Annotated in this window: 25 protein-coding genes; 11 read left to right on the top strand and 14 right to left on the bottom strand. The window is 71.2% G+C overall.

Translation table 11 applies throughout. The features are described from left to right. Genes Pme01_RS20915 through dnaG form a run of 3 tightly spaced genes read right to left on the bottom strand, consistent with a single transcriptional unit; the run spans window position 1 to window position 3,397 of the window. Complete coding sequence (locus Pme01_RS20915) at window positions 1–933, bottom strand: ABC transporter ATP-binding protein (protein WP_168116969.1); 933 nt, start codon at window positions 931–933, stop codon at window positions 1–3. A gap of 43 nt (window positions 934–976) precedes the next feature. Beyond that, window positions 977–1,501: a hypothetical protein gene (locus Pme01_RS20910; protein WP_168117066.1), complete on the bottom strand. Its 525-nt coding sequence runs from the start codon at window positions 1,499–1,501 to the stop codon at window positions 977–979. Window positions 1,502–1,504: 3 nt separating this feature from the next. Next, window positions 1,505–3,397 (bottom strand): DNA primase, encoded by a 1,893-nt coding sequence (dnaG, locus tag Pme01_RS20905; RefSeq protein ID WP_168116970.1) that lies wholly within the window; start codon window positions 3,395–3,397, stop codon window positions 1,505–1,507. A gap of 130 nt (window positions 3,398–3,527) precedes the next feature. On the opposite strand from dnaG, the gene Pme01_RS20900 reads away from it, so the two are divergent. The 3 genes from Pme01_RS20900 to Pme01_RS20890 all read left to right on the top strand — a co-directional run bounded on the left by Pme01_RS20900 (window position 3,528) and on the right by Pme01_RS20890 (window position 6,827). After that, window positions 3,528–4,190 (top strand): SanA/YdcF family protein, encoded by a 663-nt coding sequence (locus Pme01_RS20900; RefSeq protein WP_203935767.1) that lies wholly within the window; start codon window positions 3,528–3,530, stop codon window positions 4,188–4,190. Beyond that, on the top strand, window positions 4,183–4,908 hold the full coding sequence (locus Pme01_RS20895; protein WP_239088364.1) for a SanA/YdcF family protein: 726 nt from the start codon (window positions 4,183–4,185) through the stop codon (window positions 4,906–4,908). The genes Pme01_RS20900 and Pme01_RS20895 overlap by 8 nt, the downstream gene beginning before the upstream one ends. Window positions 4,909–5,291: 383 nt before the next feature. Continuing rightward, window positions 5,292–6,827: a cholesterol oxidase substrate-binding domain-containing protein gene (locus Pme01_RS20890; RefSeq protein WP_168116971.1), complete on the top strand. Its 1,536-nt coding sequence runs from the start codon at window positions 5,292–5,294 to the stop codon at window positions 6,825–6,827. 13 nt (window positions 6,828–6,840) lie between these two features. Here Pme01_RS20890 and Pme01_RS20885 read toward each other — a convergent pair whose 3' ends face one another. The 6 genes from Pme01_RS20885 to dusB form a co-directional block, all read right to left on the bottom strand. Further along, the gene (locus Pme01_RS20885) at window positions 6,841–8,079 is read right to left on the bottom strand and encodes a deoxyguanosinetriphosphate triphosphohydrolase (RefSeq protein WP_168116972.1); all 1,239 of its coding nucleotides are present in this window, start codon (window positions 8,077–8,079) and stop codon (window positions 6,841–6,843) included. A gap of 47 nt (window positions 8,080–8,126) precedes the next feature. Beyond that, complete coding sequence (locus tag Pme01_RS20880) at window positions 8,127–9,305, bottom strand: AI-2E family transporter (protein WP_168116973.1); 1,179 nt, start codon at window positions 9,303–9,305, stop codon at window positions 8,127–8,129. Window positions 9,306–9,345: 40 nt separating this feature from the next. After that, entirely contained in the window at window positions 9,346–9,888 is a 543-nt protein-coding gene (locus Pme01_RS20875) for a hypothetical protein (protein ID WP_168116974.1), read from the bottom strand. 44 nt (window positions 9,889–9,932) lie between these two features. Continuing rightward, the gene (locus Pme01_RS20870) at window positions 9,933–10,289 is read right to left on the bottom strand and encodes a VOC family protein (RefSeq protein ID WP_168116975.1); all 357 of its coding nucleotides are present in this window, start codon (window positions 10,287–10,289) and stop codon (window positions 9,933–9,935) included. 68 nt (window positions 10,290–10,357) lie between these two features. Beyond that, a complete protein-coding gene (gene ppdK, locus Pme01_RS20865; RefSeq protein WP_203935766.1) occupies window positions 10,358–13,063 on the bottom strand; it encodes a pyruvate, phosphate dikinase in 2,706 nt (901 codons plus the stop codon). 258 nt (window positions 13,064–13,321) lie between these two features. Further along, complete coding sequence (dusB, locus tag Pme01_RS20860) at window positions 13,322–14,476, bottom strand: tRNA dihydrouridine synthase DusB (protein WP_275408547.1); 1,155 nt, start codon at window positions 14,474–14,476, stop codon at window positions 13,322–13,324. Window positions 14,477–14,551: 75 nt separating this feature from the next. Between dusB and Pme01_RS20855 the strand changes: the two genes are divergently transcribed. Next, a complete protein-coding gene (locus Pme01_RS20855) occupies window positions 14,552–15,091 on the top strand; it encodes an XdhC family protein (RefSeq protein ID WP_168116977.1) in 540 nt (179 codons plus the stop codon). A 66-nt stretch (window positions 15,092–15,157) separates the two neighbouring features. Here Pme01_RS20855 and Pme01_RS20850 read toward each other — a convergent pair whose 3' ends face one another. The 3 genes from Pme01_RS20850 to Pme01_RS20840 all read right to left on the bottom strand — a co-directional run bounded on the left by Pme01_RS20850 (window position 15,158) and on the right by Pme01_RS20840 (window position 17,641). Then, complete coding sequence (locus Pme01_RS20850; protein ID WP_168116978.1) at window positions 15,158–16,537, bottom strand: glycine--tRNA ligase; 1,380 nt, start codon at window positions 16,535–16,537, stop codon at window positions 15,158–15,160. Between the two features lie 247 nt (window positions 16,538–16,784). After that, window positions 16,785–17,297: an Rv0361 family membrane protein gene (locus tag Pme01_RS20845; protein ID WP_168116979.1), complete on the bottom strand. Its 513-nt coding sequence runs from the start codon at window positions 17,295–17,297 to the stop codon at window positions 16,785–16,787. Then, window positions 17,294–17,641 (bottom strand): antibiotic biosynthesis monooxygenase family protein, encoded by a 348-nt coding sequence (locus Pme01_RS20840; RefSeq protein ID WP_203935765.1) that lies wholly within the window; start codon window positions 17,639–17,641, stop codon window positions 17,294–17,296. Before Pme01_RS20840 ends, Pme01_RS20845 begins: the two co-directional genes overlap by 4 nt. Before the next feature lie 55 nt (window positions 17,642–17,696). Between Pme01_RS20840 and Pme01_RS20835 the strand changes: the two genes are divergently transcribed. From Pme01_RS20835 to Pme01_RS20805, 7 genes are read left to right on the top strand one after another with little or no spacing between them, the layout of a single operon-like run. Then, a complete protein-coding gene (locus Pme01_RS20835) occupies window positions 17,697–17,957 on the top strand; it encodes a DUF6703 family protein (protein WP_239088363.1) in 261 nt (86 codons plus the stop codon). Between the two features lie 51 nt (window positions 17,958–18,008). After that, window positions 18,009–18,905, top strand: coding sequence for a metal ABC transporter substrate-binding protein (locus Pme01_RS20830; RefSeq protein WP_203935776.1), 897 nt, complete (start codon window positions 18,009–18,011; stop codon window positions 18,903–18,905). Further along, a complete protein-coding gene (locus tag Pme01_RS20825) occupies window positions 18,902–19,681 on the top strand; it encodes a metal ABC transporter ATP-binding protein (RefSeq protein WP_168116983.1) in 780 nt (259 codons plus the stop codon). Before Pme01_RS20830 ends, Pme01_RS20825 begins: the two co-directional genes overlap by 4 nt. A gap of 22 nt (window positions 19,682–19,703) precedes the next feature. Continuing rightward, complete coding sequence (locus tag Pme01_RS20820) at window positions 19,704–20,579, top strand: metal ABC transporter permease (protein ID WP_168116984.1); 876 nt, start codon at window positions 19,704–19,706, stop codon at window positions 20,577–20,579. Between the two features lie 13 nt (window positions 20,580–20,592). Beyond that, on the top strand, window positions 20,593–20,880 hold the full coding sequence (locus Pme01_RS20815) for an ArsR/SmtB family transcription factor (RefSeq protein WP_203935764.1): 288 nt from the start codon (window positions 20,593–20,595) through the stop codon (window positions 20,878–20,880). Beyond that, the gene (locus tag Pme01_RS20810; RefSeq protein WP_168116986.1) at window positions 20,877–21,266 is read left to right on the top strand and encodes a Fur family transcriptional regulator; all 390 of its coding nucleotides are present in this window, start codon (window positions 20,877–20,879) and stop codon (window positions 21,264–21,266) included. Before Pme01_RS20815 ends, Pme01_RS20810 begins: the two co-directional genes overlap by 4 nt. Before the next feature lie 19 nt (window positions 21,267–21,285). Next, complete coding sequence (locus Pme01_RS20805) at window positions 21,286–21,915, top strand: hypothetical protein (RefSeq protein ID WP_168116987.1); 630 nt, start codon at window positions 21,286–21,288, stop codon at window positions 21,913–21,915. Between the two features lie 47 nt (window positions 21,916–21,962). On the opposite strand, the gene Pme01_RS20800 is transcribed toward Pme01_RS20805, so the two are convergent. Next, window positions 21,963–23,918 carry an acyl-CoA dehydrogenase family protein gene (locus Pme01_RS20800; protein ID WP_168116988.1) on the bottom strand — a complete coding sequence of 652 codons (1,956 nt, stop codon included), beginning with the start codon at window positions 23,916–23,918 and terminating at the stop codon, window positions 21,963–21,965. A gap of 136 nt (window positions 23,919–24,054) precedes the next feature. Then, window positions 24,055–24,888, bottom strand: coding sequence for an alpha/beta fold hydrolase (locus tag Pme01_RS20795; protein ID WP_168116989.1), 834 nt, complete (start codon window positions 24,886–24,888; stop codon window positions 24,055–24,057). Window positions 24,889–24,893: the final 5 nt, after the last annotated feature.

Genomic DNA, 24,893 nt, shown 5'->3' with positions numbered 1-24,893 from the left:
TCAGTCCACCAGGGTCCGGCCGGTCAGGTGCAGGAACACGTCCTCGAGGGTGCTGCGGCGTACGAGCACGCTGGACGGTCGCAGCTGACGCTCGTGCACGGCGGCCACCGCGAGGTCACCGTCGTCGGCGTAGAGCAGGATCCGGTCGGGCAGCAGCTCCAAGCGCTCCCCGATGCCTTCCAGCTTGCCCAGGTACGAGTCGAGGGTGGCGTCGGAGAAGCGCAGCTCCACCACCTCGCGGGTGGCGTACCGCTCGATCAACTGCCGTGGCGAACCCTCGGCCCCGATCCGGCCGCCGTCCATCACGACGAGCCGGTCGCACAGCTGCTCCGCCTCGTCCATGTAGTGGGTCGTGAGCACGAGCGTCACGCCGCGCTGCTTGAGCTGGAACAGCCGCTCCCACACCAGGTGGCGGGCCTGCGGGTCGAGCCCGGTGGTGGGCTCGTCGAGCAGGACGATCGCCGGGTCGTTGACCAGCGCCCGGGCGATCGTCAGCCGGCGCTTCATGCCGCCCGAGAGCGGCTCCACCTTGTCGTTCGCCCGCTCGGTGAGCTGGACGAACTCGAGCAGCTCGTCGGCACGCTGCCGGGCCTGCCGGCGGGAGATGCCGAAGTACCTGGCGTACACGGTCAGGTTCTCCCGGACCGTGATGTCCTGGTCGAGCGAGTCCTGCTGGGGGCAGACGCCCAGCCGGGCCCGGATCGCCGGCCCGTCCCGCACCGGGTCCATGCCGAGGATCCGCAGCGTGCCGCCGCTGGGCGCGGACACGCATCCGATCATGCGCATGGTCGAGGACTTGCCGGCGCCGTTGGGGCCGAGAAACCCGAACGCCTCCCCCGCCCGCACGTCGACGTCGATGCCCGCGACCGCGGTGAAGTCACCGAAGCGCTTGACCAGGCCATGGGCGGCGATGAGTGGCTCTGCGGCAGACACGTCGAGGACCCTAACCCGGGGGTACGACAGGTCCGCCAGCGATTTACGGAGGACCACTCTCCACGCTGGACCTGCCGTACTCGACCAGGTCGGCGGTTGCCGACCGCACCTCCTCGGAGCCCCGGTCGACGCCGGAGTCGTAGCGGACCGTCCACCGTAGCCCGTCCACACCGGGCACCCGCCGGGCGACCACCCACACCCCGCCACCGGATACCGGGTGGTGCTGGGTGTACGCGATCGACTTCGTCACCCGGCTGCGCACCTGCGCCGGCACGTCGCCCGGCTCGAGCAGGGTGTGCACCGTCGCCGGCTCGTCCTCCATCACCGCGTAGTCACTCGCCGAAAGAACCTCCCGCGAGGCGACCAGCGCGAGTTGGCGCCCGGACCAGGTGGCCTTGTGGATCTCGTGCCAGCCCAGCCGCGCCTGGACGCCGGGCAGCCAGATCCCGTGGTTCGTCAGCACCACCACCTCGTCGCCGGCCGCAGTTGCCCACGCGACGATGCGCTCCTCCGGACCGAGTGGCGGGCGCCGATCGGCCGGCAACCTCCGGCGCCGAAACAGGGACAACACCTAGAGACCTCCCGCCGCCTGGTTACGCAGGGCACGCGCGTGCTGCTCCAGCGACACCAGCTCACCGAAGAGCCGCAGGTGCTCGTCGGGGTTGGCCACCGGGTTGAGTCGCTGGAGCTTGGACTTGAGATCGGCGATCCGGCGGGTCACCGAGGGTAGCTGCAGCCGGGCGAGCGTGATGGTGACGTACCGCGGGTCGGGCTCGGCCGCCAGGTGCAGCGGCTCCACGGCCAACTCCGCCACCAGGGCCTTGCCGGCCAGGTCGGCACAGCAGTCACGGACCTGCTCGACCCAGCTCACCCCGGCCGACGCGGTGGCGGCCCCGCCCGCCTCGGCGATGGCCGCGCGTACCGCGGTGTGTAGCGGATGCGCGTAGGCACCCTCGTCGACCTCGTCGAACATCGGCCCGGCGAGGGCCGGGGTCTGCAGCGCCAGCTTCAGCGCCTCCCGCTCGACCTTGCGCATCGGGCTGTCGATCTCCGGCTCGCTCGCGACCCGACGCGCGGCGGGCGCCGGACCGGCCGGGCCCCCTCCCCCGGTGCCCTTGGCCGCGTGGGCGACGAACCGCTGTACCGTCTCCATCTCCATGCCGAGATCGCCGGCCAGCTTGCGGGTGTACTCGGGCTGCAGCGCCCGATCCTTGATCTTCGCCACCAGCGGGGCGGTCGCCCGAAGTGCCGCGACCCGCCCCTCGGCGGTGTCAAGATCGAAACGCGAGAGTACGGACCGGAGCGCGAACGCCAGCAGCGGCTCCCGGCGCGCCACGAGATCGCGTACCGCGACATCGCCCTTTGCCAGCCGCAGTTCGTTGGGGTCCATGTTGTCCGGGCTGACCGCGATGAACGTCTGCGCCACGAAGCGCTGGTCGTCCTCGAACGCCCGCAGCGCCGCCTTCTGGCCCGCCGCGTCGCCGTCAAAGGTAAAGATGATCTCCCCGTTGTACGCGTCGGTGTCCAGCAGCAGGCGGCGCAGCACCCCGATGTGGTCGCCACCGAAGGCGGTGCCGCAGGTGGCGACGGCGGTCGGTATGCCCGCTAGGTGGCAGGACATCACGTCCGTGTACCCCTCGACGATCACCGCCCGGCCCTGCTTGGCGATCTCCCGCTTGGCCAGGTCGATCCCGTACAGGACATGGGACTTCTTGTAGATCGGCGTCTCGGGGGTGTTGAGGTACTTCGGCCCGTCGTCATCGTCGAACAGCTTGCGCGCGCCGAACCCGATGACGTCACCGGAGATCTCCTTGATCGGCCACAGCAGCCGGCGGCGGAACCGGTCGATCAGACTGCCGGACCGGGCTTCCCGCGCGAGCCCGGCCGTGATCAGTTCCTGCCCGGTGAAGCCCTTCTGGCGCAGGTGCTTGGTGAGCAGGTCCCAGGCGTCCGGAGCGAATCCGCAGCCGTACCGCTCGGCGGCGGCCCGGTCGAATCCGCGCTGGGCCAGGAACTCGCGGGCCCGCCGGGCCCCGGGCGTGCCCAACTGGTCGGCGTAGAAGGCGGCGGCCTCGGCGTGGGCGGCGATCAGGCGCTGCCGCTGCCCGGTCTGGCGGACCGGTGCCGGCCCGGCCTCCTCGTACCGCAGTTGGACGCCGGCCCGACCGGCGAGCCGCTCGATCGCCTCGGCGAACGTGAGGTGGTCGATCTCCATCACGAAGTTGATCGCGTCGCCACCGGCGCCGCAGCCGAAGCAGTGGTAGAAGCCCCGAGTCGGGGTCACGTTGAACGAGGGCGACTTTTCATCATGAAAGGGGCACAACCCCTTGAGATTGCCGCCTCCGGCCGGTTTCAGTGTCACGTGATCGGAGATCACATCGACGATGGAGGTCCGCTCGCGCACCAACGCGATGTCCTCGTCCCGAATCCGCCCTGCCAACGCCCACCTCACCTCCCCGTACATCCTGCCTGAACGCCTCGCGGCCACGAGCGCCGGTCCGTGGTCGGGTGTCGGGCGTGCGCGACCCCGCTAGCGTGCGCGGCCCTGCTAGCGTGCGCGCCACACGGATCCGATCACGATCGGGGGGTACGCGATGAGCCCGTGGCACCGTCGGCTGCGTCGCCTGGTGCCGCTCGCGCTGGTCCCGGCACTGCTGCTCGTCGCGCCGACCGCGTGGCTGCTCCTCACCTCGGCGGGGCACGTCCACGACAGGGGCGACGACACGAACGCGACCGTGGTCGTCGTGTTCGGCGCCCAACTGGCCCCCGGTGGCACCCAGCCGATGCCCTTCCTGCGCGGCCGGCTCGACACCGCAACCGACCTGTTCCGGGCCGGGCGGGCGAAGGCGGTCCTGGTCTCCGGTGACGCGCACGGCGGGTCCGGCGACGAGGTGGCCGTGATGACCCGGTACCTGGTCCAGCACGGCGTGCCGGAGCGGCGGATCGTCGCCGACGGGTACGGGCTGGACAGCTACGACACCTGCCGGCGGGCCCGCGACGTGTACGGGGTGCGCCGGGCCCTCCTGGTCAGCCAGGCCTTCCACCTGCCCCGCGCGGTGTCGCTGTGCCGAGGGATGGGCATCGACGCCGACGGCGTGGCCGCACGGTGCGAGGGCTGCCGGACCCGGACGCTCGCGTACAACGCGGTCCGCGAGATCCCGGCGGCGTGGAAGGCCCTGTACGACCGGGTCAGCAACCGACCACCGGCCACCTCCTCCCCTGCGAGTCAGGAGATCACGGCGGCGCTACATGACTGACGGTATTGATCACGATCGGGGGTACGCGATGAGCCCGTGGCGCCGTCGGCTGCGAAGGCTGGCGCCGCTCGCGCGGCCGCGCCGGCTCGCACCGCTCGCGCTGGGCCTGACGCTGCTGCTCCTCGCGCCGGCCGCCTGGCTGCTCCTCACCTCGGCGGGGCACGTCCACGATCCGGGCGACGACACGAACGTACCCGTGATGATCGTGTTCGGCACCGGCCTGGAGCCCGGCGGTACCCAGCCGAACGCCTTCCTGCGGGGCCGGCTCGACACCGCGGTCGAACTCTTCCGGACCGGACGCGCGAAGGCAGTCCTGGTCTCCGGCGACGCGCACGGCGACTCCGGCGACGAGGTGACCGCGATGAGCCGGTACCTGACCGATCGGGGTGTGCCGCAGCGGCGGATCGTGGCCGACGGGTACGGCCTGGACAGCTACGACACCTGCCGGCGGGCCCGCGACGTGTACGGGGTGCGCCGCGCGCTCCTGGTCAGCCAGGCCTTCCACCTGCCCCGGGCGGTGTCGCTGTGCCGGGGGCTCGGTGTCGACGCCGACGGCGTGGCGGCCGGGTGCCGCGACTGCCAGGCCGTCACGATCGCGTACAAGACGACCCGCGAGGTCCCCGCGGCCTGGAAAGCGCTGTACGACCGGCTCAGCGACCGGCCACCGGTGGTCAGATCCCCCGCGACCGAGCAGCTCGCGGCCGCCCTCCGCGACTAGGTCCGGCCATCGGGTACCGGGCCGGGCTGATCCCGAGATACCGGTGGGATGGCCCGCGATCTCTTACGCCGGTAAGAACCCCATTCAGTCCGCTTCGGGCCAGCTGATCAGTACCGCACCGATTCAGCGATCTTTCTCGGCACTTGTCGTTTCGCGCAGCCGACTGAATCGCCGATTTCGATCGATCCACGGCGGGTAACGAGCGGCCAACGCGTTCACCGATCAAGGGAGATGTCGTGGAGCAGCGAGTAACTCGTCGGCGATTATTGACGGCCTCAGCAGCGGCCGGGCTCGGCTGGACGCTCGTGGGACGGGTGCGCCCGGCATTCGCGGCAGCGCCGGCTCCGCCGGATTTTCCCGCCGGAATCGACCTTTACCAGCGGATGTACCGCAACTGGTCCGGCGAGCTGGTCGTCGACGACGTGTGGACGTGCGCGCCGCGTACGCCCGGGGACGTGGTGACGCTCGCGAACTGGGCTCACGCTCACGGGTACAGGCTGCGCGCGCAGGGGTTCCGCCACGGGTGGTCACCGCTGACGATCACAGCAGACGCCCCGGCTCGCGTGCTGCTGGTCGACACCACCGAGCATCTCACCGCGGTCTCGATGGTCCCGTCGGGCGCCCGTGCCCAGACCGGGGCGTCGATGGAGGATCTGCTGGGCTACCTGGAGCGTGCCGGGTACGGGCTCGTCGCCACCCCCGCCCCCGGCGACATCTCGGTCGGTGGCGCGCTGGCGATCGACGCGCACGGCACCGCGATCCCGGCGGACGGCGAGTCCCGCCGGCCGGGTACCACCTACGGCTCGCTGAGCAACCTGATCGTCGAGTTGACCGCGGTCGGGTGGGACGCCGCGGCGGGCGCGTACGCCCTGCGTACCTTCACCCGCTCCGACCCGGACAGCGCCGCGTTCCTCACGCACCTGGGCCGCGCCTTCGTCACCGACGTGGTGCTGCGGGCCGGGGCCGACAGCAACCTCCGCTGCGTGAGCCGGATCGACATCCCGGCCGGCGAACTGTTCGCGGCACCGGGCTCGGGCGGCCGCACGTTCGCCCGGGTACTGGCCGAGACCGGCCGCGCCGAGGCGATCTGGTTCGCTTTCACCGCGAAACCCTGGCTGAAGGTGTGGAGCGTCAGCCCGGCCCTGCCGCCTGCCAGCCGCCCGGTCACGGGGCCGTACAACTACCCCTTCTCCGACAACGTGCCGCCGCCGGTCGCCGCGCTGGCGGGCCGGATCGTCGCCGGCGAGTACGCGCTGGCCCCGGTCTTCGGGCAGGCGCAGTACGACGCGACGGTGACCGGGCTGGCCGCCACCGCGTCGGCCGACATCTGGGGCGCGTCGAAGAACCTGCTGCTGTACATCAAGCCGACCACGCTCCGGGTGCACGCCAACGGGTACGCCGTACTCACCAGCCGGGCGGACATCCAGCGCGTGGTGCACGAGTTCACCCGGTTCTACTCCGAGCGCCTGGACGCGTACGCGGCCCAGGGCCGGTTCCCGGTCAACGGGTCGGTGGAGATCCGGGTGACCGGACTGGACGACCCGAGCCATGTCGGCGTGCCCGGCGCGGTCGCGCCCGCGCTGTCGGCCCTGAGCCCCCGCAGCGACCACCCGGAGTGGGACGTGGCGGTCTGGCTGGACGTGCTCACCCTGCCCGGCACCCCGTACGCCGACGGGTTCTACCGGGAGCTCGAGCGGTTCATCTTCGCCACCTTCGCCGGCTCGTCGGCCGCCAGCAGGGTGGAGTGGTCCAAGGGGTGGGCCTACACCGACGACGACGCCTGGTCAGACCCGGAGGTGCTGAGCGGCACGATCCCCGCAGGCTTCCCCGCCTCCTGGGACGCGGCGGTCGCCACGCTGGACCGGTACGACCCGCACCGGGTCTTCAGCAACCCGTTCCTGGACAGACTCCCGCACTGAAGCGCGGCACCGTTCAGCGCACGAGCCGGCGGTGCCAGTCCACGGCCGCCGGGTCGGTGAGGCTGGCCACCTGGTCGATCACGACCCGCAGCCGTGCGCCGTCGTCGGCCGCGGCCCGCCACCGCGGGGCGAACACGGGGTCGAGCGGATCGGGCGCGCGCCGGGTCAGTACGTCGACCAGCTCCCGCAGGATCTCCTGCTGGCGGTCGCGCCAGGAGGCCACGCCGGGCCGGCGCATCACGTACCGCAGGGCGATGCCCTTGAGCAGCGCGCACTGTGCCCGGATCCGCCGGGGCACGATCAGGTCGCAGGCGTAGCGGTTGAGCGGGCCGTCGCCGTACCGCTCACGGGTCGCCGAGACTGCCCCGGCGACGAAGCGGCCGGTGAGCACGCTGGTGATCTGCTTGAGCCCGACCTGGGCGGGGTGACTGCCGTCGTAGTCGTCGAGCGGGTCGAACAGCGGGTCGGCCAGCAACTCCTCGAGGACGGCCGCCAGGTCCACGACGGACTCACCGGAGTAGGCGGCCGCGACGTCGGCGCAGAGCGCGGCCCTCTCGTCGGGGTCCTTGCGCAGCAGGGTGAGCGGGACGTAACCGCCGTACACGCCGTCCTCCACGTCGTGCACCGAGTACGCGACGTCGTCGGCCCAGTCCATGACCTGCGCCTCCAGGCAGCGCCGGCCGTCCGGTGCGCCGGCGCGTAACCAGTCGAAGACCGCCGAGTCCTCGGCGTAGACGCCGAACTTGCGCTTGCCGGGGCTGCGCGGCCATGGGTACTTCGAGACCGCGTCCAGGCTCGCCCGGGTGAGGTTGAGGCCGGCGGACTCGCCCCTACCGTCGACGATCTTGGATTCCAGGTTGGTGAGCACCCGCAGTGTCTGCGCGTTCCCCTCGAAGCCGCCGCAGGCCAGCGCGACCGCGTCGAGCGCCTCCTCGCCGGTGTGCCCGAACGGCGGGTGGCCGAGGTCGTGGGCGAGCCCGGCGGTGTCGACGACGTCGGCGTCGCAGCCCAGCCGCTCCCCCATCTCGCGGGCGATCTGCGCGACCTCCAGCGAATGGGTCAGCCGGGTGCGCAGGAACTCGTCCCCGCCGGCCGTGTGCACCTGCGTCTTCGTCGCCAGCCGCCGGAAGGCGGCCGAGTGCAGCACCCGCGCCCGGTCCCGCTGGTACGGGCTGCGCCAGCCGGCATCGACCGGGCGTGAGGGATCCTTGGCAGCCTCCCGCACGAACCGCTCGGCGTCGTGGTCATTCACCCGCTGAGCGTATCCGCGAGGTGCGACGGTTCGGCCGACTTGCGCGTTCACGCCTCGGGTTTCGCCTCGACGGGCGGGGGCGGCTGGTGCATGGTGGCGATCGTGGGCGTGAGGACCACCTTCACGGCCGCCGCGATCGGGATCGACATCAGCGCGCCGACGACGCCGAGGACGCTGCCGCCGATCAACGCGACCAGCAGCACCGCCACCGAGGGCAGGTCGACCGAGTTGCGCAGCACACGCGGCGCGATGAGGTAGTTCTCCACCTGCTGGTACACGATGAAGAACGCCAGCACGACCACACCGCCCGGCCACGGACCGACCGTGAACAACGCCACCAGGACGCCGATGGCCGCCCCGAGCGTGGCGCCGATGAGCGGGATCAGGTCGGTGATGGCGACGGTGACCGCCAGCGGCAGCGCGAACGGCACCCTCAGCAACGACAGGCACAGGAACGTCGCGACCCCGGCGAACAGCGAGATGATCAGATTTCCGATCATGTACGCGCCGACCTTGTCCACGACCACGTTGACGATCTCGGCCACCTGCGGCCGGCGCCGGTGCGGGAACAGCCGCACCAGGCCGCGGCGCATCCGTGGCATGTCGGCCATGAAGTAGATGGTCAGCACGATCACCGTGACCGTGGACAGCAGCGCGCCGAGGAACTGCTGCACGAAGCCGATCGCGCTGCCGGCGATCCGGGTGGGCAGGTCGGCGGCGAGCGCGCTGAGCCGGTTGGTCAGGTTGTACCGGTCGCTCAACTCCCGGAACGACTTCGACTCCTCGGGCAGCTTGCGCAGGTAGCCCGGCAGGTCGGCGAAGAGCCTGCCGCCCTGCTCCACCAGCGGCGGCACGATCGACCAGATGAAGACGCCGAACAGGGCGAGCATGAACACGATCACCAAGGTGACCGCGACCGGGCGCTTCAGGCCTCTGCGGACCAGCCAGCGCACCGCCGGGTCGAGGCTGACCGCGACGAACAACGCGATCATCACGAGGACGAGAAGGTCGCGCACGGCGTACAGCGTGTACCCGCTCAGGAGCACCACCAGTACGCCGAGCGTGGCCGCCGCCGCCCACCGGAAGACCAGGCCGAACGGCACCCGGGCGATCAGCGAGGGCGGCTCGGCCGTCTCGTCGACGCCGGCGGTACCGATCGGCTTGTCGCCGGCGGTACCGATCGGCTTGTCGGGCCTACCCGGTGGCTTCGCTTCCACGGCCGTCATACGCCCACGATGCCAGCCGCGAACCCCCAAGTCCAAGGCGTCACGACGCGACGTCGAGCACTCCGCTGTCGTCGCGGCGCCACCGGCGGCCGAGGGTGTCGGCGAAGCTGATCTCCACCCGCATCTCCGCCGAGGGTACGAGCTTGACCGACCCGTCCTTGTTGATCCGCTCGGGGACCGGCGTGCCGGTCGTGGTCTCCTCGTCGAAGCCGGCGAAGATCTGCGGCTCGTCCGAGGGCGCGACCATGTGGAGGTGGCGCACCGCGCTCCACGCGGCACCCTCGTCGCGGTACACGATCTCCACGTTGTAGATCGGCATCGGTGACGCGTTCCGGATCGCCGCACCCACCACGCCGCGCTCGATCGCCTTCTGGAAGGTCTCGCGCTCGCTGATCGGCCACGCGGCGACCAGCCTGGCCTGCTGGCGCTCCCCCGCCTCACGCCGCGCCTCGTCCGCCCGGGTCGCGGCGGCGGACGCCGTCAGGAAGGCGCGGTACGACCACCGCGCCGCGAGCGCCGCGAGGACGAGCGCGCACGACGAAACCACCACGAGAGCCCACGACGGCACGTCACCCCAGTCCACGGGGCAAATGTAGCAAATAGTCCGAATCTGGGAGTGGGGTTCGGCTACCGGTCCCGCGCCCGGAGTACGCAGAACTCGTTACCCTCGGGGTCGGCCAGCACCACCCACGGCGCGTCGTCGCCCTGGCCGATGTCGACCCGCCGGGCTCCCATGTCGACCAGGCGCTCCACCTCGGCCTCCTGGTCGTCGGGCGTGAGGTCGAGGTGGAGCCGGTTCCTGCCGCTCTTGGCGTCCGACACCCGGTTGAACATCAGCTGCGGATACGTGCCCTCAACCGGGCCGATCGCGGCCCGGTCGAGGTCCTCGTGGAGCAGCCGGTAATCGAGCACCTCCGCCCACCATCGACCGAGACGCGCCGGGTCGATCGCGTCGACGACGACCTCACTCCACCGACTGCTCATCCATGAACCCCCTTGCCGGGTCGATCCCACGGCCGTCGGATCACCCTACGCCGTGGGATCGACCAGGGTCAGCGGCTGTCGGAGCCGTCCGTCTCGACCGCGGCCCGCCCCGCCTCGAGCCGGGCCACCGGTACCCGGAACGGCGAGCAGGAGACGTAGTCCAGGCCGGCCTGGTGGAAGAAGTGCACCGAGTCCGGGTCGCCGCCGTGCTCGCCGCAGACCCCGAGCTGCAGGTCGGGCCGGGTGGCCCTGCCCTCCTGAACCGCGAGGCTCACGAGCCGGCCGACGCCGTCACGGTCGATCGACTCGAACGGCGAGACGCCGAAGATGCCCAGCTCCAGGTACCGGGAGAAGAACGCCGCCTCGACGTCGTCGCGCGAGAAGCCCCAGGTCATCTGGGTCAGGTCGTTGGTACCGAACGAGAAGAACTCGGCGGCCTGGGCGATCTGGCTCGCGTTCAACGCGGCGCGTGGCAGCTCGATCATGGTGCCGATCATCGCGGGTACCTCGACCCCGCTCTTGCTGGCGACGTCACGCAGCACCTTCTCGGCCTCCGCGCGTACCGTCTCCAGCTCCTGCACGGCCCCGACCAGCGGCACCATGATCTCCGGATGCGGGTCGCCGCCCTCATTGCGGCACTGCGCGGCGGCCTCGGCGATGGCGCGGATCTGCATCGCGAACAGCCCGGGGATGACCAGGCCGAGGCGTACGCCCCGCAGGCCCAGCATCGGGTTCTGCTCGTGCATCCGCCGGACGGCGACCAGCATCACGCCGTCCTTGCCCGGGTCCTTGCCCGTCGCCTCGGCGACGGCCACCTTCGCGGCCAGGTCCTCCAGGCCGGGGAGGAACTCGTGCAGTGGCGGGTCGATCAGGCGCACGACCACGGGCAGCCCGTCCATCGCCCGGAAGATCTCCAGGAAGTCCGCGCGCTGCAACGGCAGCAGCGCGTCCAGGGCGGCCTGCCGGTCGGCGTCGGTCTCTGCCAGGATCAGCCGCTCGACCAGCTCCCGCCGGTCGCCGAGGAACATGTGCTCGGTACGGCACAGGCCGATGCCCTGGGCACCGAAGCGGCGCGCCCGCGCGGCGTCCTCGCCGGTGTCGGCGTTGGTCCACACGCCCAGGCGGCGGATGCCGTCGGCGTGGGTCATGAGCCGGTGTACCGCCGCCACCAGCGGATCCGACTCCGGCTCGGCCTTGCCCTCGAAGTACTGCACGACCGGCGACGGCCGCACCGGCACCTCACCGAGGTAGATCTTGCCGCTGGTGCCGTCGATGGAGATGACGTCGCCTTCGGAGACCGTCTCGCCGTCGACCGTGAACGTCCGACCCACGACGTCCACGTCGAGCGTCTCGGCGCCACAGACACAGGTCTTGCCCATGCCCCGGGCCACCACCGCGGCGTGCGAGGTCTTGCCGCCCCGGCTGGTCAGCACGCCCTGAGCGGCGATCATGCCGGGCAGGTCGTCCGGGTTGGTCTCCCGGCGTACCAGAATGACCTTCTCGCCCGCGGCCCCGAGCTCGGCGGCGCGCTGCGAGTCGAAGACGGCCTTGCCCACCGCGGCGCCCGGCGACGCGGCGACGCCCTTGGCGACCGGCCTGTGCTCGCCGTCGGTGTCGAACCTGGGGAACATGAGCTGGGCGAGCTGGGCGCCGTTGACCCGGTGGAGCGCCTCGTCGAGGTCGATGACGCCCTCGTCAACCAGCTGCGTGGCGATGACGAACGCGGCGGCCGCGGTCCGCTTGCCGACCCGGGTCTGCAACATCCACAGCTTGCCGCGTTCGATGGTGAACTCGATGTCGCACAGGTCCTTGTAGTGGCCCTCGAGCGTCGCCATGATCTGCATGAGCTGGTCGAAGCTGGTCTTGTCGAGCTGCTCGAGCTCCTGCAGCGGGATCGTGTTCCGGATGCCGGCGACGACGTCCTCGCCCTGGGCATTGGCCAGGTAGTCGCCGTACACGCCCTGCTCGCCGGTTGCCGGGTCGCGGGTGAACGCGACGCCCGTACCGGAGTCGGCGCCCAGGTTGCCGAAGACCATCGCCACCACGTTGACGGCGGTGCCCAGGTCGGCCGGGATGCGCTCCTGGCGGCGGTACAGAATGGCCCGGTCGGCGTTCCAGGAGTCGAAGACCGCGCGGATGGCCAGGTCGAGCTGCTCACGCGGGTCCTGCGGGAAGTCGCGCCCGGTGTGCTCGTGGAAGATCTTCTTGTACTCGTCGACCAGCGCCCGGAGATCGCCGGCGTCCAGGTCGAGGTCGTCGTGGGTGTTCTTGGCCTGTTTGGCGGCCTCGATGGCGTTCTCGAACGCCTCGCCCGGCACTTCGCAGACGGTCTTGCCGAACATCTGGATCAGGCGGCGGTACGAGTCCCAGGCGAAGCGGTCGTTCCCGCCGGCCTGCCTGGCCAGGCCGTGCACGCTGGCGTCGGTGAGCCCGACGTTGAGGACGGTCTCCATCATGCCGGGCATCGAGAACTTCGCCCCGGACCGGACCGAGACCAGCAGCGGATCCTCGCTGTCGCCCAGGCGCTTGCCCATCTTCTCCTCGATGGCCCGCAGGTGCTCGCTGACCTCGTCGGCCAGCCCGTCGGGCGGCGCGCCTTCGTCGAGGTAGACCTTGCAGGCCTCGGTCGTGATGGTGAAGCCCGGGGGCACCGGCAGTCCGAGGTTGGTCATCTCGGCGAGGTTCGCGCCCTTGCCCCCGAGCAGGTCCTTGAGGTCCTTGTTGCCTTCTTCGAAGTCGTATACGAACTTCGCGGTCCGCTCCTGCTGCGCCACGATTACCTCCCGGGGACCCGCCGATGTCAGGGATATCCGCGGTTGCGTACTACCCAGTAGGGCGCTCGCCGGAACGGATAGAGCCCCGTTGTGTGGCGTCAGGCTAGTTGCGCTCCCACGGCCTGAGGGAGTCCTAAGTGACCCTTGACATACAGTTGCGCGGAAACGGGTCCGAATGCGCTCTTGGAACCGCTCCCGCGCGCATGAATGTGCAGCAAAACCGGTTTAAGAGATCTTCGACACGCTCGTCGGGAACCACTACCCACCGGAGTCGGCGAGCTCGGCACCGTCGGGCACTCCGTCGGCGTCCGGGTCGGCCAGCCACCCCTCGGGTAACGCCACCTTGCCCGGCGAGTTGGTACGCCCGCGCGGCTGCCCCAGCGTCTCGACCGGGTACGGCGCCGCCGGGTCCAGCTTGCCCAGCAGGTCGTCCAGCTCGACCAGGCTGCTGATCATCGCCAGCCGCCGCCGCAGCTCGCTGCCGACCGGGAAGCCCTTCAGGTACCACGCGACGTGCTTGCGGAAGTCGGCGCAGCCGTGTTGCTCGGCCGCCCTGCGGCCGACCGATGGCTCAGCGCCCTCCAGCCACTCCACCAGCAGCTCGGCGTGGCGGCGCATGGTCGCGGCGACCTGGCCGAGGTCCGGCAGTACCCGCTCCGGGCGCCCGTCGAACGCGGCCGCGAGGTCGGCGAACAGCCACGGCCGGCCCAGGCAGCCGCGGCCGACCACCACGCCGTCGGCGCCGGTGGCCTCGACCATCCGCAGCGCGTCGTCGGCCTCCCAGATGTCGCCGTTGCCGAGGACCGGGATGTCCAGGTGGGCCTTGAGTTCGGCGATCGACTCCCAGTCGGCGGTGCCCGAGTACCGCTGTGCCGCGGTCCGCCCGTGCAGCGCCACCGCCGCCACCCCGGCCTCCTGCGCGAGCTCGCCGGCCCGCAGGTACGTCAGGTGGTCGTCGTCGATGCCCTTGCGCATCTTGATCGTGACCGGGACGCCGGTGGGCCGGGCCGCGTCGACCGCGGCCCGTACGATCCGGTCGAACAGCCGCCACCGCCACGGCAGCGCCGAACCGCCGCCCTTGCGGGTGACCTTGGGTACCGGGCAGCCGAAGTTCAGGTCGATGTGGTCGGCCAGGTTCTCCTCGGCGATCATGCGCACCGCCTGCCCCACGATCGTGGGGTCGATGCCGTACAGCTGCAAGCTGCGCGGACGCTCGTCGGCACCGAAGGCGAGCATCCGCATCGTCTTGGGGTTGCGCTCGACCAGCGCCCGGGTGGTGACCATCTCGCAGACGTACAGGCCCGCCCCGTACTCGCGGCACAGTTGGCGGAACGCGACGTTGGTGATGCCGGCCATCGGGGCCAGCACCACGGGTGGCCACACCTCGTGGGGGCCAAGGCGCAGAGATTTCACGTCGTAAGCCTTACATGATCGTCGGGGTTGCGGTTTCGTTTGACGGACGGCGGCCGGAGGGGTACGCCTGAGCTCATGTCGACAGCCGCTCACGACCCGGCCTGCGAGCTGGCGCACGGCGCCCGCTCATCGGAACCGGACGGACGCATCCTCGTCGCCGTGTTCGACTCGCCGGTCGCGTCGTACCTGCTGCACTTCGCCCGCGACCTCGGGTACGCCACGGCCCTGGTCGACCCGGCGCTGTCCGCCGAGGAGGCGGCGCGAGTCGACGGGGTGCGTGACGCCGATCGGGTCGCCGCCGGCCTGGACGCCTCGTGGGTGGGGCCGGCGACGGACGTCGTCGTCACCGATCACGACCGTCCCGAGCTGGGTGAGGTGCTGCGCGACGCGCTCGGCCTGCCGGCCCGCTGGGTCGGCGTGATGGGTAGTCCTCGGCACACCGCCCCGCACGTGGCGGCGCTACGCGCTCTCGGGGTCGCCGATACCGAGATCGCCCGGATCCACCGGCCGATCGGGCTCAACATCGGGTCGCGTACCCCGGCCGAGATCGCCCTGGCGACGCTCGCCGGCCTGATCGCCGACCGCAACGACCGCCCCGCCGGGTTCGTCTTCTAGCTCACTCGGCGATCTTGGACACCTGGCGGTCCGGCAGCACCGCCAGGTGTCCAAGATCGCGAAGAGTCAGCAGCCGGGCAGGCGCTCCAGCAGGTACCGCTCGACGTTGTCCAGCGAGACCCGCTCCTGGGTCATCGTGTCCCGGTCGCGTACGGTCACCGCGTTGTCCTCGAGCGTGTCGAAGTCGACCGTCACGCAGAACGGCGTACCGATCTCGTCCTGGCGGCGGTAGCGGCGACCGATCGCCTGCGAGTCGTCGAACTCCACCACCCAGCGCTTGCGCAGGTCGGCCGCGAGGCCCTTCGCCTTCGGCGAGAGCTCGGGGTTGCGCGACAGCGGCAGCACGGCGACCTTGATCGGCGCGAGCCGGGGGTCGAAGCGCATCACGGTGCGCTTGTCGACGCCGCCCTTGGTGTTCGGCGCGGTGTCCTCGTCGTACGCCTCGAGCAGGAACGCGAGCACCGCGCGGGTGAGGCCGGCGGCCGGCTCGATCACGTACGGGAACCAGCGCTCGCCCTTCTCCTGGTCGAAGTAGGACAGGTCCACGCCGGAGTTCTTGGAGTGCGTACGCAGGTCGAAGTCGGTGCGGTTGGCCACACCCTCCAACTCGGAGAACTCGCTGCCACCGAAGCGGAACCGGTACTCGATGTCGACCGTGCGCTTCGAGTAGTGCGAGAGCTTCTCCTTGGGGTGCTCGAAGAAGCGCATGTTGTCCTCGGACAGGCCGAGGTCGCGGTACCAGTTCCAGCGCTCGGTCAGCCAGTACTCGTGCCACTTCTCGTCGGTGCCCGGCTCGACGAAGAACTCCATCTCCATCTGCTCGAACTCGCGGGTACGGAAGATGAAGTTGCCCGGGGTGATCTCGTTGCGGAAGCTCTTGCCGACCTGCGCGATACCGAACGGCGGCTTCTTGCGCGCCGAGGTCTCGACGTTCTTGTAGTTGACGAAGATGCCCTGAGCGGTCTCGGGCCGCAGGTAGTGCAGGCCCTCCTCGCTCTCCACCGGACCCAGGAAGGTCTTCATCAGACCGTTGAACATCCGCGGCGCGGTGAAGGTGCCCTTGTTGCCGCAGTTGGGGCAGTTGATCTCGCTGAGGTCCGACGGCGGCCGGCCGTGCTTCTCCGCGAACGCCTCCTCCAGGTGGTCGGCCCGGAAGCGCTTGTGGCAGGACTGGCACTCGGTCAGCGGGTCGACGAACTCGTCCACGTGACCGGACGCCACCCAGACCGAACGGGCCAGGATGACGGCCGAGTCGAGGCCGACGATGTCGTCGCGCTGCTGCACCATGGTCTTCCACCACTGGCGGCGGACGTTGTCCTTGAGCTCGACGCCGAGCGGACCGTAGTCCCACGCGGAGCGGGTACCGCCGTAGATCTCGCTCGACGGGTAGACGAAGCCGCGGCGCTTGGCGAGGCTGACTACGGAATCGATGCGATCAGCGGCCATGGATCAGTCCTCCTACGAACGTCGGGTCCGACACCCGGCTCGTGCCGGTCGACCCGAGGTTCGCCGGCTGGCTGTCGGCGATCGTCCAGGCCGCGCGGCGAAGCACCACGGCCAGAATGATCGAAGACCAGTTCTCCCTGGTCATTCTTGGCTTGAAACAAACCGGTCAAGCGTACGATTCCCGCCCGCCGGCCAGCCACCCACACTAGCCCGGTTACCGTCCGTGGCCTCGCGGACCCCCGGTCGGTCAGATATTTCCGCAGACGCGCAGCTCCTGGCCGCCCGGCTCCTGTCTCACCTCGTACCGGCGCAGCGCCGAGGTGCCGTCCTCGTACCGGACCTCGGCCGGCACGATGACCGTGTTGCCGACCTGCGGCTGCTGGATCCGGTACGACATGATCTGCGGCTCGTCCCGCTGCCGGGCGGCGAACTCGGTGGAGGTCAGGTTCCGCTTGAGATCCGAGCACAGGTGCGAGTACGCGGCGTCGTAGTCGCCTGCCTCCAGCGCGTCGAGATAGCCGGAGACCTCCTCGGTCGCCTGCGTCTCGAGCTGCCGGATCCCGCCGACCGTGAGCAGCCCGAAGCCGGCGAGCCCGCCGACGCAGCACAGGACGAGTACGAGGGCGCCGACCCCGAGCCCGATCCAGAGCCCACCCCGGTTCCGGTCCACTGGCGGTGCCGTGAACGGCGGCGTGACGCCCGGCCCGGGCGGCGGCGCTGCGGCGAACGGCTCGTCCGGGTACCCGCCGGGTGTACTCATGGTCGTGATCGTAGTGCTGGACCGTCCGCACGGTCGCTACCGACGACCACCACCTGGCCCGCCGGCTCGGCGGCGGCGAGCACCTCGTACGCCGACGGCTCGTCGAGCGCCTCCGCCAGCAACGGGGTGGCGTGCAGCTTCACCTCGTACGACGACAGCGCCCGCCGGTACGCGCCGACCGACTCCCACCGGGTGACCAGGCACCAGGTGTCGGGCTCGTCGATCGCCCTGGCGAGCTCCCCGCTCAGGTACCCCGGGCGGGCGGCGAGCGCGGCGAGCGCGGTGTGGGCGCGCTCCACGAACGGGTCGGGATCGCTCACCACGAACCGGGTCACCACCAGCACGGCCGCCTCCAGAGGGGAAAGTAGGGTACGACATCGAGGATACGGAGGTGCGATTGTGCCAACGCGGGGCGCACAGGTGCTGCTGGCACGCCTGAGCCAACTCAATCCGACGACGGTGTTCCTCACCACGGGGGCGCTCGTCCTCGCCGGTCTGCTGGCGCCGCACCCCATCGGCGGGATCGTGCTGCTGCTCCTGGCCGCCTGCCTGGCCGCGCTGCTCAGCGCCGGCTGGAGCCTCGGCACGCCCCGTACCCGCGCGGCCCGCGTACTGATCCTCGGCGTGCTGGTGGCACTGGCGATCGTCCGCCTGACCTGACCGATGCGACTTTGACAATGATTGTCATTAGCCGTCAGAGTAGACGTCATGATTCGCTCTCGCCCGGCGCTCCTCGCCCTGCTCGCCGCGTCCGCCTCCCTGCTGAGCGCGTGCGGCTCCGGGGCCACGGCGGGTGACGACGGCACGTCGCGGGTCGTCGCCGCCTTCTATCCGATGGAGTACGTGACCAAGCAGGTCGGCGGTGACCGCGTCACCGTGACGAACCTGGTCAGGCCGGGCGCCGAGCCGCACGACCTGGAGCTCCAGCCGTCCCAGATGGCCGAGCTGGGCAAGGCGGACCTGGTGGTCTACCTGCGCGGCTTCCAGCCCGCCGTGGACGCCGGGGTCGACCAGCAGGCCAGCGGGCACGCGATCGACACGGCCGCCGTCCAGCCGCTCCAGGACGCCCCGCCCGGGGCCGAGGACCACGGCAAGGACCCGCACATCTGGCTCGACCCGATCCGCCTCGCCACCGTCGCGGACAAGGTCGCCGACCGACTGGCCCAGCGCGACTCCGCCCACGCCGCCGACATCCGCGACCGCGCCACGAAGCTGCGCGGCGAGCTCGAGGCGCTGGACAAGGAGTACGCGACCGGCCTGGCCCGGTGCCAGCGGCACGAGATCGTGACCAGCCACGCCGCATTCGGGTACCTCGCCGCGCGCTACAAGCTCACCCAGATCCCGATCACCGGGCTCAACCCGGAGGAGGAGCCGACGCCACAGCACCTGGCGACGGTGGCGGCCCGGGCGCGGCAGTACGCAGCGACCACGATCTTCTTCGAGACCCTGGTGAGCCCGAAGGTCGCCGAGACGCTCGCCAAGGAGGTGGGGGCCAAGGCGGAGATGCTCGACCCGCTCGAAGGGATCAAGGCGGGCTCCTCCGACGACTATCTTTCAGTGATGCGCTCCAACCTCACCAAGCTGCGTACCGCCCTGGGCTGCGCATGACAGGGAACGAACCGGTCGTCGCGGCCGAAGGGATCGTCGTCGGGTACGGCGGCCGGCCGGTGCTGCACGGCGTGACCCTGCGGGTGACGGCCGGCGAGGTCGTCGCGGTCCTGGGCGCCAACGGCTCCGGCAAGTCCACCCTGATCAAGTCCGTACTGGGCCTGCTGTCCCCGCGCGGCGGTGAGGTGCGACTGTTCGGCACACCGCAGCGGCGCTTCCGCGACTGGTACCGCATCGGCTACGTACCGCAGCGCCTGGACGCGGGCGGCGGCGTGCCCGCGACCGTACGCGAGGTCGTCGCGTCCGGGCGGCTGGCCCGGCGTGGGTTCCTGCGCGGCCTGCTCGGCGGCGGGGCGGCCGACCGGGAGGCGGTCTCGGCCGCGCTGGTCGACGTCGGGCTGACCCAGCGCGCCAACGATCCGGTGAGCACCCTGTCGGGTGGACAGCAGCAGCGGGTACTGATCGCGCGCGCCCTGGCCGGCCGGCCGGACCTGCTCGTCCTCGACGAGCCGACCGCCGGGGTCGACGCCGCCAGCCAGGAGGCGTTCGCGTCCGCGCTGCGACGGTTCGTCTCGCGCGGCGGCACCGTACTGCTGGTCGCGCACGAGTTGGGCCCGCTCGCCCCGCTGGTCAGCCGCGCCGTCGTGGTCCACCACGGCAACATTGTCCACGATGGACAGGTTCCCGAGCCGGTCGGCCACCACGCCGGCCCACACCACGACCACGTCCATCCGCACGCGCCGTACGACCGGCCGGGCATCTGGGGCGCCCCGTGAGCGGCCCGAGCAAGGAACGACCGTGAACCTCTTCGCGTACGACTTCATGATCCGCGCGCTCATCGGCGCGACGGTCACCGGCCTGGCCGCGCCGGCGATCGGCATCTACCTGGTGCAGCGCCGGCTCTCGCTGATCGGCGACGGCCTCGGCCACGTCGCGCTCACCGGCGTCGGCCTCGGCCTGCTCACCCACAACTCCCCCACGATCGCCGCCGTCGTGGTCGCCGCCCTCGGCGCCGTCGCCGTCGAACTGGTACGCGAGCGCGGCAAGGCCTCCGGCGACGTGGCGCTCGCGATCCTGTTCTACGGCGGCATCTCCGGCGGTGTCGTCCTGGTCAACCTGTCCAGCGCGCAGAGCAGCCGCAGCCTCACCTCGTACCTGTTCGGCTCGCCGTTGACCACGTCGCCCGGCGACATCGTCGTGATCGGCGTGCTCGGCGCGATCGTGCTCGCCGTGGCGCTGCTGCTACGCCCGTGGCTGTTCGCGGTGTGCCACGACGAGGAGTACGCGCGGGTCTCCGGCCTGCCGATCCGGCTGCTCAACATCACCCTCGCGGTGACCACCGCGGTCACCGTCACGGCCGCCATGCGCGCGGTCGGGCTGCTGCTGGTGAGTGCGCTCATGGTCGTACCGGTGGCGACCGCCCAGCAGGTCACCCGAGGCTTCAACGCGACCATGTACCTCGCGATGGCGCTCGGCGTCGGCGCCTCGGTCGTCGGGCTGAGCGTCTCCTCGCAGCTCGACACCGCACCGGGCGCGACGATCGTGCTGCTCGCGATCGCGTCCTTCGTCGCGGTGACGCTCCTGGCCGGCGTGGTCCGCCGGGCCCGGCCGCGGCAGTCCGTACCCGGGCCGCCGGCCGACGCCGAGCCGCCCGAGGTACTACTCGACCGCTGATACCGTGACCCTCGTGACAACGGACGGGTACGAGGCTGCGGGCGAACTGCTCCGTGCGCTCGCCGCACCGCTACGCATCGGGATCGTCACCGAGCTGGCCACCGGCCCCCGCTGCGTTCACGAACTTGTCGAAACGCTGGGGGCACCGCAACCGCTGGTCTCCCAGCACCTGCGGGTCTTGCGTGGAGCGGGGATCGTGCGAGGCTTGCGACGGGGGCGGGAAATCGCCTACTCGCTGACCGACGAACACGTCGCCCACATCGTCGCCGACGCGGTGAGCCACAGCCGGGAGGCTCGATGACCGGGGTTTCGCGTAACACCCGGCAGCGGGGTGCGGTGAGCGCCCTGCTGGCCGAGGTCGAGGGCTTCCACAGCGCCCAGGAGCTGCACGCGATGCTGCGTTCGCGCGGCGACGCCGTCGGGCTCACGACGGTCTACCGGACACTGGTGGCGCTGGCCGACGCCGGCGAGATCGACGTCATGCAGACGCCGGGTGGCGAGAACCTGTACCGGCGCTGCAGCGACGGCCACCATCACCACCTGGTGTGCCGCTCCTGCGGCCGGACCGTCGAGGTCCTCGGCCCGGCGGTGGAGACCTGGGCGGAGAAGGTGGCGGCGCAGCACGGGTACGCCGATGTCAGCCATACGTTGGAGATCTTCGGTACCTGTCCTGCGTGTCGCGGCTGAATTTGGCAGGCTTCCATTTGTGAAGCTCTATGCCGACCTGCCGGCCACCCGGCTCCGCCAACTGTTCACCGACGCGCTCGTGGTCGTCTGGGTCTACGCCTGGATCCGGCTCGCCCGCTGGCTCCACGACCTGGTCTCCAAGCTCGCCGTACCCGGCCGCGAGCTGGAAGGGGCCGGTACCGGCCTCGCCGACAGCCTCTCGAACGCCGGTCGCAAGGTCGACCGGGTGCCGGCCGTCGGTGACGCGCTGGCCACTCCGTTCACCTCCGCCGCGGACGCGGCCCGCCGGCTCGCCGGCGCGGGACACGAGCAGCAGGTGATCGTGCACCAGTTGGCCGTCGTGCTGACGGTCGCCGTACTCGCGGTCCCGCTCACCCTGGTCGTGTTCGGCTGGCTGCCGCTGCGGGTGCGCTGGATGCGGCGGGCCGCCGCGGCGGCGGCGCTGCGACCCGCCGGCGCCGGCCGTGACCTGCTGGCACTGCGCGCGCTGGCCGGCCAGCCGCTGCGCCGGCTGACCGCGCTCGATCCGGAGATCGCGGCGGCCTGGCGGCGCGGCGACCCGGCCGCGGTGGACGCCCTGGCCTCACTGGAGCTGCGCCGACTGGGCCTGCGCCCCGTCGACCGGCCCCGTGCCCCCTCCCGTCCATGATCACGGAGTGTCTTCCGTGCCCGGGCACGGAAGACACTCCGTGATCATCAGGAAGTAGCCACGCGGGAGATCCGGCGGCGTACGTCCGGCACCTCGGACGCGCCCGGCTCCCAGCGCGACACCCAGTCACCGTCCTCCGGCGGCGGCACGATCCCCGACTCGACCGAGGTGTACCGGCCGGCGATGACCCGCTTCGCCGCCGCCGCGTCGACGTCGTCGGTGTTCTCCCACAGCTCGGTGAAGAGCCGCTCGACCCGCCCGTAGGCCTGCTGGCAGAACAGATCGGCCAGCTCCCGCTCCTCGGCGCGCCCCGAAGCCTTGGCCTTCACGCAGGCCGCGGACATCGCGTACAGCTCGGCGCCGATGTCCACGATGCGGCCGAGGAAGGCCTGCTTGCGCTCCATCTTCCCCTGCCAGCGCGCCATCGCGTAGAACGTCTCCCGCGCCAGCTTGCGCGACGCCCGCTCGACCTGCCGCAGGTGCCGGGCCAGCGGCCCGAACTCCGAGTACGCCGCCGGCGCCATTCCACGGCCGACCACCAGGGTGGGCAGCCACTTCGCGTAGAAGCCGCCCGCCCGGGCCGCCGCCTTGGCCTTGCGGCCCAGCGCCGCCTCCGGGTCGATGATGTCGCCCGCCACGGACAGGTGCGCGTCGACCGCCTCCCGCGCGATGAACAGGTGCATGATCTCCGTCGAGCCCTCGAAGATCCGGTTGATCCGCATGTCCCGGAGGAGCTGCTCGGCGGCGATCGGTCGCTCACCACGGGCCGCGAGCGAGTCGGCCGTCTCGTACCCGCGCCCGCCCCGGATCTGGATCAGCTCGTCGACGATCTGCCAGCCCAGTTCGCTGGCGTAGAGCTTGGCGAGGGCAGCCTCGATCCGGATGTCGTTGCGGTCGTCGTCGGCGAGGCGGCAGGACAGCTCCAGCATCGCCTCCATGCCGTAGGTGGAGCCGGCGATGAAGGCGATCTTCTTGGCGACCGCCTCGTGCCGGCCGACCGGCAGGCCCCACTGCACCCGCTCGCCGGCCCACTCCCGGGCCACCCCGAGGCACCACTTCGCGGTCCCGACGCACATCGCGGGCAGCGACAGCCGGCCCGCGTTCAGCGTGGTCAACGCGATCTTGAGGCCCTGGCCTTCGCGACCGATGAGGTTCGCCGCCGGTACCCGTACGTCGTGGAACCGGGTGACGCTGTTCTCCAGGCCGCGCAGACCCATGAAGGCGTTGCGGCGCTCGACCGTGATGCCGGGCGAGTCACCCTCCACCACGAACGCGGTGATGCCGCCACGGTGGCCCTCCGACGGAGGCACCTGCGCCATCACGACGAGCAGGGTTGCCAGCGTGCCGTTGGTGGCCCACAGCTTCACGCCGTTGAGCAGGTAGTCGCCCTCCGGCGTCGGCGTCGCGACGGTGGACAGCCGCGCCGGGTCCGAGCCGACGTCGGGCTCGGTGAGCAGGAACGCCGACACCTCACCGCCGGCCAGGCGGGGCAGGAACTTCTGCTTCTGCTCGTCGGTGCCGAACAGCTTGAGCGGCTGCGGCACGCCGATCGACTGGTGGGCCGACAGCAGCGCGCTGATCGCCGGACTCACCGAGCCCGCCAGCATCAGCGCCCGGCAGTAGTCCCAGTTCGACAGGCCCAGGCCACCGTACCTGGAGTCGATCTTCATCCCGAACGCGCCGAGTTCGCCCAGCCCGACCAGCGCCTCGTCGGGGATCCGCGCGTCGCGCTCGATCTGGGCGCCGTCGACCTTGTTGACCATGAACTCGTCCAGCCGCGCCAGGAACTCCTCCGCCGCGGCGGTGCGCTCGGTGTCCGGCTGCGGCGGCGGGTTGATCAGGTCGAGCAGGAATCGACCCAGGAAAAGCTCCTTGCCGAAGCTCGGCTTTCGCCATTCCTTCTCCCGGGCGGCCTCGGCGACCTGCCGGGCCTGCCGTTCGGAGATCTGGCTCCGGTCACCGTCGGGCACGTTCGCATCGGTCCGGCTGCGGGTCGTCGTCATGGCCAACCCCCTTGCGGGTACTGGATACATGCACGTCTGGGTCTCAGGCTACCCGCCAGTGTTACCCACTGGTAGGCCAATTAGCACTGCGATCACTGAGATGGCCGCTGGCAAGCAGCCCGGCGCGAACGCCCTCTCAGCGGACCGGCAGGACGCGGTCCAGTACGGCGTCCGCGACGGCCCCCGGCGCCTGGTCCGGTATCCAGTGGGTGACGCCCGGCAGCTCCACGAAGCGGTACTCCCCGGTCACCTCCCGAGCACAGCGGTACGCGCCCACGCGGCCGAGCGCCAGGTCCCCGTCACTCCACACGTACGTCGTGGGTACCCCGACCTTGCCGACGTCGCCGGAGCGCAGCAGGTTGACGGCCCGGTACCAGTTGAGCGCGGCGGTCAGCGCACCCGGCGCGAGCAGCGGCGCGACGTACCGGTCGACCCCGGCCGCGTCCAGCCCGGAGCCGGCGAACACCCCCCGCAGCCGCCGCGCATCGTCTTCGAGCAGGACCTCCTCGGCGCGCCCGGTACGCCGGAAGAACAGGATGTACCTCGACCGGCGGAGCTGGTCGAGGCTGGTGCGCAGGGCCCGGGCGAGGGCGCGCGGGTGCGGCACCGACAGCGCGGAGAGCGTGCTCACCCGGTCTGGATGATCGGCGGCCAGGCGCCAGCCGACGATCGCGCCCCAGTCGTGCCCGACGACATGGGCGCGCTCGACGCCGAGGGCGTCCAGGATCGCGAGCGCGTCGGCGGCGCACTCCGGCTGCCCGTACGCCTCGACCTCGAGCGGCCGGGCGCCCGGCGAGTAGCCGCGCTGGTCGGGCGCGATCGTGCGCAGGCCGGCGGCGTGCAGCGCGGGCGAGACCGCGTCCCACATGGACCCGTTCTGCGGAAACCCGTGCAGCAGCAGGACGGGTACGCCGTCGTCGGCCCCGCCGACCCTGACGTCGAATGTCAGCCCCCGCGCCGTGATCCGCACGACAC

Origin of the sequence: Planosporangium mesophilum, assembly GCF_016863255.1 — a bacterium.
GTDB lineage: Bacteria > Actinomycetota > Actinomycetes > Mycobacteriales > Micromonosporaceae > Planosporangium > Planosporangium mesophilum.
Note: the sequence above shows the minus strand (reverse complement) of the source record. Positions and strands in the feature narration are given on the sequence as shown.